Origin of the sequence: Flavobacterium aquicola (genome assembly GCF_003385115.1) — a bacterium.
Lineage (GTDB): Bacteria > Bacteroidota > Bacteroidia > Flavobacteriales > Flavobacteriaceae > Flavobacterium > Flavobacterium aquicola.
Window position 1 is genome coordinate 101,914 of sequence record NZ_QUNI01000001.1, and the last position, 11,554, is coordinate 113,467.

Sequence of the window (11,554 nt, forward strand, 5' to 3'; positions counted from 1 at the left end):
GTTGATGGTTAATGTAACTCAAAATACATTTAATCACTTAAATTTCATCATTAACAATTAATAATCAATAATTAAAATTTACTCTTGGTGATTTTTAAGCCATTCTGTCCTGCGCTGGTCCGGTAAATGTTTTACCGAGAAGTTTTCGAATTTGGCTTCAAAACCTTTTCCATCAGGGGAAGCTGCCATCAAACCAATCATAACAGGGGTGTTATCTTGTAACGGAGCGTTTCTCGTCATGATATATGTTTTATCATCATACGAAAAAAACACTTCAACAGCATCCAATCTTCTCACGACTTTAATCCAAACAAAAGGTGGCGCTTTTTCCAGAGTTGTTACGCTCCAATCGCTTTTATCATGCGTTACAACCGTACTGATGTTAAATTTTCCGTCTACAAATTCAACTCCCGTTTTAATATAATTTTTTTCGTCAACCCGAATCATCAATCCCATTTGGTCAAAGCGTGCAATATAATTGCCTGTCAATTTTACCTTCGCTTCAAATTCTCCACCGTAATTAGCATAATAAAATGGTGCGTCATCGACGGTGAATCCATAATGCGATATACGCCAATAATCACTGTTGGCGGTAACGTTCATAATCAATGCATTGTTTTTTATTTCCCACTTTTCAGGTTCATTAAACCACTGCATTTTGTTTAAACTTTGAGCAGAAAGGTTTTGCAATGACAAACAGACAACGGCAAATAGTACTATTTTTTTCATGTTATTTAAATTTTAAACAATAAAGTGTTTTCTTTTTTGAACCATTAAGAGATTAAGGAAATAAAGCCTTTATGACTTAATGATACGTAATATCTTAATGGTAAAAAATAAAAATTTAATTTTAAAATAAACCTGTAACTTTTGACAGTTACAGGTTTACAACCAAACCAATTTTAAAAACTATTTTATTGAAGTGAAAAGCTCACTTTAGATTTTATATCTGCAGCTGATGCTCCAATTAAAGCTTCAAAAGCTCCAGGCTCAGCGACCCAGTCGTGTTTTTTATCGTCAAAGAAACTTAAGGCAGTTTTGTCAACAGTAAAAGTTACCGTTTTTTCTTCTCCTGCTTTAAGCGAAATTTTATCAAAACCTTTTAATTCTTTTATCGGACGAACCAAAGAAGATTTTAAATCGCTGATGTAAAGCTGAACTACTTCTGAACCTTCACGAGTTCCAGTGTTTTTTACTTTAACCGAAAATGTAATTTGATCTCCGCCCGACAATTGCTTTTTATCAGCGGTTACTTTACCATATTCAAAAGTCGTGTAACTTAAACCGTGACCAAAAGAAAATAATGGTTTTATCTTTTGCTTGTCAGCCCAGCGGTACCCAACAAAAATTCCTTCTTTGTATGTAACTTCGTCACCGCCTGGAAATTCACCTAAAGCGTGGGCTCCATTGTCATTTAATTTCACTGGGAAAGTAAAAGTCAGTTTTCCAGATGGATTCACATCTCCTACCAAAACATTAGCCAAAGCTGTACCAGCCTCAGTTCCCAAAAACCATCCCTGCACAATTCCCGGAACTTCATTTACCCACGGCATAGCCACAGCATTTCCTGAAATATTTACAAAAACCACATTTTTATTTACTTTAACCAATTCACTGATTAATTTATCCTGATTGTACGGAAGTCCTAAATCTTTACGGTCAGCTCCTTCTGCATCCTGATTATCACTTTTATTTAATCCTCCGATAAAAAGAACAATATCGGCATCTTTGGCCGCTTTCAAAGCTTCTGCCGTTAATTCAGCTGAAGAACGTTTGTCTTCTAAACTCACTTTGGCTATTACTCCATTGTAATTACTTGTAGGGTCTCCTACGTAACCACGGGCGTAAACAATTTCAGCCTGACTGCCAATTCTTTTCTTTAATCCTTCAAGCGGTGTAATTTCATATCTTGCTTTTAATGAAGAACTTCCTCCTCCAACAGTCATCATTTTGATAGCATTCTCCCCTATAACAGCAATTTTCTTTGTTTTTGAAAGATTAATTGGCAGTATATTGTTTTTATTCTGAAGAAGTACAATTCCTTCTTCGGCAATTTTTAGACCAGCGTCAGCGTGTTCTTTTGTTCCAAATGATCCAAAAGGTCTTTCTTTATTCATTGTTGTTAAGAAAGACAAACGCAGAATACGGCGTACTTTTTCATCTAATTCTTTTGTTCCAATTTCACCTTTCGCAATCATGGTTGAATATGGTTTCGCCAGATAATAGTTATCATACGCATTACTTGTCCCCCATGAAAGTCCATTGGTCCATGAACCAAATTCCATATCTAAACCATTATGAATAGCTTGATTTGTATCATGAACTCCTCCCCAATCTGAAATTACTACACCTTTGAAACCCCATTCGCCACGAAGAATGTCATTCAATAAAAACTCATTATGGCAGCAATGCTGTCCTTTGTATTTATTGTATGATCCCATAATGGCCCAAGCATCACCCTCTTGGACAGCAGCTTTAAATGCAGGCAGGTAAATCTCATATAACGCACGGTCATCAACATTTACGTTTACCGCATTACGGTTTGTCTCCTGATTATTTAAAGCAAAATGTTTTACACAGGCAGCAACTCCGTTTGACTGTACGCCTTTAATATACGGCACCACCATTTTTGAAGTAAGAAAAGGATCTTCGCCCATGTATTCGAAGTTACGGCCGTTTAACGGTGTTCTGTAAATATTTACACCAGGTCCTAAGAGTACATTTTTGTTTCTAAAACGTGCTTCCTCGCCAATAGATTTTCCGTATAGAGAAGCCATTTCTTTATTCCAGGTAGCAGATAAAGCAGTAAGTGCAGGAAATGCAATACACGAATCATTTGTCCATCCTGCCTGATCCCATTCGTCCCACTTCACTTCGGTACGAATTCCGTGCGGTCCGTCAGTCATCCAGTTTTCTGGAATTCCCAAACGCGGAACACCTGGCGAACTGAATTTTGACTGCGCATGAATCATGGCAATTTTTTCTTCGGTTGTCATTTTCGAAAGTGCATCTTCTACACGTTCAGTAATTGTTTTTTTATCATCAAGATAAACAGGAACTTTATTTTGTGCATTCATTCCGAATGAACTTAACAACAGTAATAGAACAGTTGTTTTAACATTTTTAAACATACCACTTTTTTTATTAAATCATTAAAAATAGTATCAAGACACTTAAGCATATCTCAATAATATTGTAAAGCTAAAACGTTAGAGTAAATGTTGAATTTCTAAACAAAAAAAGTAGTGAAATAAAAAACTAAAACATTAAATACCAAATACTTAAAACAAAAAAAAGATTAAAAAAAGTAGTGATTTTAAATTAAAAAATCACGCTTTCGCAGCGAATAATCCAATTTTCATCACTGTTTCCTCAAAATCATTTCGGGAAACTGCCGATTTGTTTCGTGCTTTGGTACGATAATTATAAATCGTACTTAAAGAGTAGCGAAGAAATGCCGCAATTTTTACGCTGTCAGTAATTCCTAATCGGATGAGTGCAAAAATACGGAGTTCTGTATTTAACAATTCTCCCTGTTTTAATACAATCTGCTCTTCGGTAATAAGCAGTGCATTAAAGTCTTTTACAAAAGTTGGATACAGGTTTAGAAAAATTACATCGAAGTTCTCATACAGTTCTTCAAGTTCTTTTTCAACTAGAGTAGTCGATTTTAGCATTTTATAAATCTCATCAAACTGTTTGAGAGCCGCTTTTTTGTTTAAAATAACGCGGTAATTTTCTAACTTATTGATATAACTCGAACACAGACTGAAAAAATGTGCAATATATTCCTCTTTTATATGATTGGATTCAGATAATTGAGCGTTTCGTTCCTGTAACTGGCCGTTTGTTTCGGTAATATCTCTGTTTAATTCGGCTAATTTTTGACTGGTTGTAAAAAGTTCTCCTCGAATTCTGGATACTTTTTTCATTTGTCTGTACACATAAATAACTGCTATAACTAGAAATCCGGAAAGCACACTAATGAATAAAAGGTACATTTGCAATTCGGTTTTTCGCTTGGCTTCTTGTTCTAAATAAGATGTATTAATAATCGAATAGATTTGTGACATTAGCACTGTTCTAAACTGAACATTGCAGTAAAGCGCGTCTTCAATTGCCGATTGTGTGAGCTTATATGCCATATCAACATCACCAATTTCATAAAAAACCAAAGCCAATTCCTGCAGTGAAGCATTATCTTTATTTGCGTTTATAATATCTGCAGTGGCAGAAAGCGCATAATATTTTTTTCTTAATTCCAATTTATTTTCAGCTTCATAAATTTTCCCAAAAAGGTAGGTAAGCATCGCATATTGCGGATCCTCAACTTTTGTATCTTTCAATAAAACCGATAACTGTTTTAGAGAAACAGTAAACTTTCTGTCAAAAATATTTTTCTGAATCTGGTTAATTCTAAAATTCAATGTTTTAGGATTTAATATGCCCAACAATGAATCACGATATTTTACTATTTGCTCAATGTAAATTTTACTGGTACTATTTGCATTATAATGCTCAAAAAACTCTCTATAAACTGTATAATAATTGGGAAGCAGTGATTTGGATAATGTCTTTTTATTGATGCTTTTTAAAATAGCTTCCGATTCTCTGTATTTTCCCGATGAAGAATATAAGTTGGCTAGTTGGAGCTGGGCTAAATCTGTTAAATCTTTGTTTTTGAGTTCTGAAGCAATTACAAGATTTTTTTTGACATATAAAATTGCAGAATCAGAATTGAATTTTTGATACTCTCTGTATAAAGTCTTATTGTAATTGTACTCCTGTTCTTTAGATAAATCTTCGGATTTAATTTTTTTGAAGTTTAAAATACGTTCTTCTTTTAATTGAACATACTTCTGTTTATTTTTTACGGCATCATTTAATTTATCAAAAATAGAATCAGCGTCAGATGAATAACCTGAATAACTCATCGTAAAAAATAAAAGAAACAGAAGATAATTTTTCAAACTAATAACAGCTAAATGAAATGGATTACAAATATAATAAAGTGAATAGAATGTTTTTCGATTTCTATATACAATTAGAAAATATAAAGGCTGTTCCTCACATGAGAAACAGCCTTTACTAACTAACCAAACTTAAAATTATTTTTTATTCTCTGCAGCTTATTTTACCTGAATAGTAACCTCAGTCGATTTTAACCAAGTACTGGTAAAATTAACTTTTATAGGCTCATTACCCGTTGCCTGAATATAGGCTACAAGGTGACCGTGGAATGCTCTTTGAACATTGTCAGTATAATCGCCCATGTCTGCATTATTTCCAGCTTCTAAACCTAGTAAAGTACCTGAGCCATTAATCGTGCAAGTAATTTCATTATCTGAAAGCATTACTGGCAAACCTTTTTCATCTAATATCTGCACGATTACTTTGGCTACTCCTTCTTTATCTACAGTGATATTTTTTTCGTTAACCACTAAAGCATAAGGCTGCTGAGAAGAAACAATTGCGTATCTGCTTACGATTTTATTATCATTGCTAAGTCCAATTGCTTCTAACTTACCTGCAGTATATGGAACATCCCAATAAATTACACCTGTTTTTTCGTCGTATTTTTTCTCTTCTCCAATAACTTTTCCGTTTAATTCTAGACGGGCTTTGGCAGCATTCGTGTAACAAACCACTCTGATTATTTGTCCCTCATTGTAGTTATTCCAAATTGGCCACGCATCTTTAGAAAGTTCTTTTTCATTATTACTGATATAAGTTCCTGCATAAATCATTGGTTTCTCTGACCATAATGACTGACGGAAATAACCTCTTGGCTTAATAATTCCAGCAAGATCTACCAATCCTGAGTAGAATCCTCTTGATGGCCATGCATTAGACTCACCCAAATAATCAATACCTGTCCATAAAAACTGTCCAAATATATGCTCGTTATTTTTTACTGCTAACCATGGCTCCATATCATGAACATTCTCACTTCCAAAAATTACTCTGTTTGGGTATTTTTTGTGATCAGACAGATATTTACTTTCAGTATAATTGTATCCAGTAATATCTAAAGCTCCTGGATATTCTGTTTCGTTAGACATTGCAACACCTGCAAGACCTGCAGTTGTAGGACGGGATTTGTCATATTTTTTTACAGCTGCAACAAGACGTTTAGCTATTCCTCCAAGACGCATAGCATCTGGTGCATCTTTTTTGTAACCGCCATAATTTGCTTGTCCAAAGCCGTCTTTTCCATTATCCAGAACAGGGTGTGAATATGGATCATTTGGATAATCAACTTCGTTACCAATACTCCATCCAAAAACAGAAAGGTGATTTCGGTCACGACGAACCATGTCTTCCAAATCTTTCTCGCCCCATTCAACAAATATATCATTAGAACCTTCAAAACCTGGAGTTCCTACGTTCCATCCTGTTAACCATTTACGTTTTGGAAATTCCCACTCATCATACGCCTCATTAAGAACTAAGATTCCTAATTCATCGCAAAGAACATAAAAATCTGGTGCCTGCGGATTGTGGCTTGTACGAATTGCATTTACTCCAATTTCTTTTAATGTTTTTAATCTTGATTTCAAAACATCTTTTGGAACTGCCGATCCTAAAACTCCAGCGTCATGGTGCAGACAAACTCCTTTCATTTTCATCCATTTGCCATTCAAAGCAAAACCTTTATTTGCATCGAAAGTGAAATTTCTGAAACCTGTTGACGTAACCGTTTTATCGATAATTTTTCCATCTTTTAAAACAGTTGTTTTTAACTGATACAGATTTGGATGCTCTAAATCCCATAACTGAGGATTTTTTACATTTATTTTGACTGCAGTCTTGTTTTCTTTGTTAGCATCAACAGCTACATTTTGAGAACTTTTGGCCACTGTTTTTCCGCTGTTGTCTACAAGTTCATTTACAACTGTAAGATTTGTTTTTGCAGATGAACCATTTTCCAGAGCTACTTCTACATTCAAAGTTCCTGCTCCATTTTTAACTTCTGGATAAGTGTAAACACCCCATTGCGCAATATGCACTGGATTGGAGTAAACTAACCACACATTACGATAAATTCCTGAACCAGTATACCAGCGTGAATCTGCACTTTTGCTATGATCTACACGTACTGCAATGATATTGTCTTCGCCATATTTTACAAAAGGAGTCGCATCATAAGCAAAAGAAATATATCCGTTAGGTCGTTTTCCTAACGAATGACCATTGATAAAAACTTCGCTTCTGTTGTAAACACCTTCAAAATATAAATATACTTTTTCGCCTTTTTTATTTTGAGGAATATTCAATGCTTTTCTATACCAGCCAATTCCGCCTGGCAGATATCCCGTACAGCTGGATAAAGTTGGGCTCAATCTCCCTTCAACGCTCCAGTCATGCGGAACATTGACTGACTGCCATTTAGCATCATCGTAGACCGCATTTTGTGCATTTGAAGCATCTTCAAGAGTAAACTTCCAGTTGTCATTAATTTTTTTGGAATCCCCAAACGATATCTGGCCAAATGCCGATAAGCAGGAAAAAATAAGAATTGGCAATGCGAGTTTTTTAATAGTCATTGTGTATTAATTTTAATTATTCATTCATTTTTTTGATTGCTCCCTTTTTTAAAAGCTATTTCTTCAAAGGTTTAACTCCTTCGTGTGTCGGTATAATGTTTAGTATTGCTCCGTCTTTGTCAAACTCCATTTTATCGATACAGACTTCTCTGTTAAATCCTGCAGGATCGCCCATTGTAATTCCTTTTGGATAATTGAAACGGTGATATACTATGTACCATTCATCTTTACCAGGAATCTGAAGGATTGAATTGTGGCCTGTTGCATAAATGCCTGCTTCCTTATTTTTGGCAAGAATTAAATTGTCTTTAAGAACAGTAATTTTACCAGTTGGAGAATCGGATGTTCCATAACGCACGCGGTAATTTTCGCTTCGCGTATCTTCTTCAGACCATAAAAAATAATATTTCCCGTTTCTAAAAAAGACCGTAGTTCCCTCACGGAAAGTATCATCTGGTGTCATTACCGTAACCGATTCTGGTTTAATCGAAATCATATCGTCATTCAATTCGGCGCAGGCCATATAACCGTTACCCCAGTATAAATAACTTTTCCCAGTTTTAGGATCTGTAAAAACATCCGGATCTATCTGCTGACCTCCTGAAACTCCAGCAGGTAATTTGTCTACCAATGGCTTTCCTGAATCAGTAAAAGGTCCTTCTGGTTTATCAGCAACTGCTACTCCGATTTTTTGAGCTGCAGTAAAATAGAAGTAATATTTATAAGAGTTTCCAATTTTTTTCTCAGTGATACAAGGAGCCCAAGCGTTTCTATTTCCCCATGCAACATCTTTTTCCAGATCCAAAATAATTCCTTCATCAGTCCAATTTACCAAATCAGGTGAAGAGAATGTTTTGAAATACGTTCCAGACCAGCCATCAAATCCATCGCTTGTTGGGTAGATATAATATTTAGAAGTTTTCTCAGAATACATTACATCAGGATCGGCATAAAAACCGTTCAAAGCAGGATTATTTGCAACCGAAGCCGTTACAGACCAAGTTTCAGCAGCCTGACCATCTATTGTAACTGTATATTTTACAGCTCCTTTTGTAAAATCCTGAGCCGTTTTTGGTTCAACAGTAACACCTGCAAATTTTGTAAAATCAGGTTTGAATGAAGCTAGATTTGTTCCCCATTTTACTGGCAGATGTACATGTTTTGCATCAGCATCCGCTTTGATATTTGTTTTCTTAATTTCTTTCGCTTCAGTAGAACTCATAATATCCTTTGCACTTCCCCATTTACTTTCTAAACGTGCCAGTTCATCTGCCGTTATTGGCATAACCGTTCCATGGCGCGGGTGAAAATTCATCGTAACAGCATTGTCTATCACTGAGAAATTTTCTAAATCACTAGTTTTTGTAAACTGATATTTTCCTTTGGTATACATATCATACATAAGGATGTAATCTTTAGAATTATTCAGTTTGAAGACGCCTGCTCCTTCTACAGGATATTTGGTCTGCTGTACATATTTATCTTTCAAAACATAACCTTCAGTAAGTTTATCAGAAACTGCAACCTTTATACCCGCTCCTGCTCCTTCAGTTTTGAAAAACAAATGATATTTATTGTCTTTAAAAATAATTTCGCCGTCAATACAAGCACCATTTGTCGGGCTGAAAAACAATTGCTTAGGTTCGGTTTCCAAATCGGTAAAATCTGCATTGGCGTAAGCATAATAAATTATGTCAATACCATTTCCATGCTGCATTGACCAATAAATCATATACTTGCCTTTTTGTGCATCATATATTGTCTGAGGCGCCCAGACACGTTTTAGATTTTCCTGATTTGGATATTTCTTCTGGATATTAATAATGCTTGAAGTCCAGTTTGTCAAGTCAGTGGATTTTAATAAAACCATTGCTCTGTTAGAATCCCAGCCTTTATCCGAAACCATATCGGTGGCAACCATATAGAATGTTTTACCATCAGCTCCGCGCAGAATATGAGGATCCCGTACTCCGCCAGTGGAACTAATCTGTTTAGAATCGATTACCGGCTGATTGTTATTTAATGCTCGAAAATTATAACCATCGTTGCTAACCGCAAAACGGATTGCTTCTTCGTTACCTGAATTTCCTGTAAAATAGGCAAACAGATAAGCATTCGTTTTTATAACGGCAGTCTTTACATTAGGCTTGGATAATTTCTTCTTAGAAACCTGCTGTGCATCAGCAGTACCAAAAATGGTTACGGCCAATACCAAAACAGCCCATTTATAAATGTTCTTTTCTTTGGTGAATACTATTGAATTATTGTTCATGTTTTTTTTAATAATAGCCCACAATTAATATGCGGAATTATCTCAATTAATTTTATTGCAGTTCGCCAACAAAAGTGACAACTGATTTGGCCGGAATTTCAATCGCATCTATTTTCTGAATAGCAGCTCTTTTTAAATTGGAATTCTCGGAGGTAACATAAGGAGCTACTTCATTGTTTTTTAAAGTTCCTTTTGTCAGATTGAATTTGTATTTCTGATCTGATTTTCCGCAGTTTACAGCAACTACAATCAGTTTTTTGTTTGCTGAATCTTTATAAGCAGTTATCATCACATCATTTGCAGCACCCAATTCATCCTGATTTGGAACATCAACTCTTAACATCCCAGGACGTACAAACAACGAGTAATTTCCAAAAGCCCAAAGCAGTTTCGAATCATGGAATTCTCCGTCATTTCGAACATAATCAGGAGATGTTCCTCCTTTGCTTTTTCCATCATCCAGATAAATCAAGCCGTCTTTATAATCCACTCTCGTAAGTGATGTCCACCACTGCCATGAAGCAGCATTGGCAAGCGCAATGTCATTGTGTATTAAGCGGGCCACAAACAAAGCCGTCTGCATACCCAAATCTCTTCCGCCACCTCCACCGCCTGGGATTTCAGCTTCTCCTGGATTTTCTAAAATACAGTATTCTGACTGCCAGTATTTCAGACCTGGTTTTTGTTTTACATTAACATCAATTAATTTTCGGCTTAAAACCTGTCTGTCAACAGGCCATGTTGTAAAATAACTATGTCCTGAAATTGTATTCTCAACATTGGAAAGTTTAGAAATATTCGTTTTTGTATTTCCAAAAAAGTAATCTATCTGATTATCGCGGTTTTCTCCATTTACATTTTCATACAGAAAATTAATTTGTCCAGCTTCGGCGATAACAATTTTGTTATTCATTTTTTGAGCTTTCAGTTTTTCTGAAAGTGATTTTGTCAAATCGTATATTTCCTGATTGGTCGCCGGCGTTCCTTCCTGACTGTTTTTGTCGCCATTATTAGGCATCCACTCCCACTGAGGCTCATTGATAGGGCTCACATAATCAAACTTAACACCTTCATTTTTCTCCAGTCCCTGAATACTTTTAACAAAGAAATCGGCAAATTTTGGAATAGCTCCTTCCCTCAGATTCAGTTTATTTTTTTGCGTTGCAAAAGACAATCCGTTGTTTGTCATATGAACCGGTGGACTGTTTGTAAAAATCAAGTATTTTTCCACTCCGCGTTTTTTAGCTGCCTGCAAAAACCATCTCTGCCCTTCCTGTTTTGAAAAATCATAGGTTCCATCTGCATTAAGGAAACATTCACTTCGTCTCCATTCATCAGATACCCTGCTGTTTTCCCCTTGTTCAGTACTCCCTGCCCCGAGATTAAATCTCCAGATAGAAAGTCCGATTCCTTTAGGATTTCCTGCGGCATCAATTTCTTTGCTAAACAGCAAATCGGCGATAGCGTTCTTTTTTTGCTCAGGCCAGTTTTTGCCAACAAATTGACATCTCCAAGCATCTGAACCTCCAAAACCGTCCATTGTCTGTACAACATTATCGGTACTAATGCTGATTGTTCGCTGCGCAAAAGAGTGCATACTCATTAGCAATACAAGCGAGACATATACCTTTTTCATTTTTTTATTCTTTGTATATTAATATTTTAACTATTATCAGCTTTTACGATAACCCCGCAAGAGATTTTGCTTATTAACTTGCGGGAGAATCTGTAAAAA

At 35.6% G+C, this 11,554-nt stretch carries 6 protein-coding genes; all 6 read right to left on the reverse strand.

Features of this window, described 5'->3' with window-relative positions:
• Positions 1-78 precede the first annotated feature (78 nt).
• On the reverse strand, positions 79-729 hold the full coding sequence (locus C8P67_RS00400) for a DUF1349 domain-containing protein (protein WP_115809244.1): 651 nt from the start codon (positions 727-729) through the stop codon (positions 79-81).
• A 185-nt stretch (positions 730-914) separates the two neighbouring features.
• Entirely contained in the window at positions 915-3,131 is a 2,217-nt protein-coding gene (locus tag C8P67_RS00405) for a glycoside hydrolase family 3 C-terminal domain-containing protein (RefSeq protein WP_115809245.1), read from the reverse strand.
• A gap of 198 nt (positions 3,132-3,329) precedes the next feature.
• Positions 3,330-4,934, reverse strand: coding sequence for a DUF6377 domain-containing protein (locus tag C8P67_RS00410; RefSeq protein ID WP_115809247.1), 1,605 nt, complete (start codon positions 4,932-4,934; stop codon positions 3,330-3,332).
• A gap of 195 nt (positions 4,935-5,129) precedes the next feature.
• Positions 5,130-7,547 (reverse strand): sugar-binding domain-containing protein, encoded by a 2,418-nt coding sequence (locus tag C8P67_RS00415; RefSeq protein ID WP_115809248.1) that lies wholly within the window; start codon positions 7,545-7,547, stop codon positions 5,130-5,132.
• 55 nt (positions 7,548-7,602) lie between these two features.
• Entirely contained in the window at positions 7,603-9,819 is a 2,217-nt protein-coding gene (locus tag C8P67_RS00420; protein WP_115809250.1) for a family 43 glycosylhydrolase, read from the reverse strand.
• A gap of 52 nt (positions 9,820-9,871) precedes the next feature.
• A complete protein-coding gene (locus tag C8P67_RS00425; RefSeq protein WP_115809252.1) occupies positions 9,872-11,455 on the reverse strand; it encodes a glycoside hydrolase in 1,584 nt (527 codons plus the stop codon).
• Between the last annotated feature and the right edge of the window lie 99 nt (positions 11,456-11,554).

Excerpts from the sequence above, each read along its gene's own strand:
- C8P67_RS00415 (WP_115809248.1), bottom strand. The coding sequence starts at position 7,547 with ATGACTATTAAAAAACTCGCATTGCCAATTCTTATTTTTTCCTGCTTA.
- C8P67_RS00420 (WP_115809250.1), bottom strand. The coding sequence starts at position 9,819 with ATGAACAATAATTCAATAGTATTCACCAAAGAAAAGAACATTTATAAA.
- C8P67_RS00405 (WP_115809245.1), bottom strand. The coding sequence starts at position 3,131 with ATGTTTAAAAATGTTAAAACAACTGTTCTATTACTGTTGTTAAGTTCA.
- C8P67_RS00400 (WP_115809244.1), bottom strand. The coding sequence starts at position 729 with ATGAAAAAAATAGTACTATTTGCCGTTGTCTGTTTGTCATTGCAAAAC.
- C8P67_RS00425 (WP_115809252.1), bottom strand. The coding sequence starts at position 11,455 with ATGAAAAAGGTATATGTCTCGCTTGTATTGCTAATGAGTATGCACTCT.
- C8P67_RS00410 (WP_115809247.1), bottom strand. The coding sequence starts at position 4,934 with ATGAGTTATTCAGGTTATTCATCTGACGCTGATTCTATTTTTGATAAA.